Genomic DNA, 600 nt, shown 5'->3' with positions numbered 1-600 from the left:
CGATGGACAACAGGTTGATATTCCTGTACTAGAGTATGTAGTGATGGAGGGACGCAGTAGGCTAACTAAAGCAGACGATTGGAAGTGTCTGTCTAAGCAGTGAGGTGTGAATTGAGTTAAATGCTTAGTTCTATAACATTGAGCTGTGATGGGGAGCGAAGTTTAGTAGCGAAGTTAGTGACGTCACACTGCCAAGAAAAGCTTCTAGCGTTTAAACATACTCTACCCGTACCGCAAACCGACACAGGTAGTCGAGGCGAGTAGCCTCAGGTGAGCGAGAGAACTCTCGTTAAGGAACTCGGCAAAATGACCCCGTAACTTCGGGAGAAGGGGTGCTGACTTTAAGTCAGCCGCAGTGAATAGGCCCAAGCAACTGTTTATCAAAAACACAGCTCTCTGCTAAATCGTAAGATGATGTATAGGGGGTGACGCCTGCCCGGTGCTGGAAGGTTAAGAGGAGTGCTTAGCGTAAGCGAAGGTATGAATTGAAGCCCCAGTAAACGGCGGCCGTAACTATAACGGTCCTAAGGTAGCGAAATTCCTTGTCGGGTAAGTTCCGACCCGCACGAAAGGCGTAATGATTTGGGCACTGTCTCAACG

The 600-nt window shown here is 48.5% G+C and carries 1 rRNA gene; it reads left to right on the top strand.

Annotated features, from left to right (window positions below):
• Positions 1–600: ribosomal RNA gene (locus QM923_RS09625) — 23S ribosomal RNA — on the top strand; the annotation flags it as partial.

It is taken from the genome of Streptococcus infantis (genome assembly GCF_047463275.1).
In the GTDB taxonomy this organism is placed as follows: Bacteria; Bacillota; Bacilli; order Lactobacillales; family Streptococcaceae; genus Streptococcus; species Streptococcus infantis_AF.
This window is presented reverse-complemented; position numbering and strand designations above follow the sequence as displayed.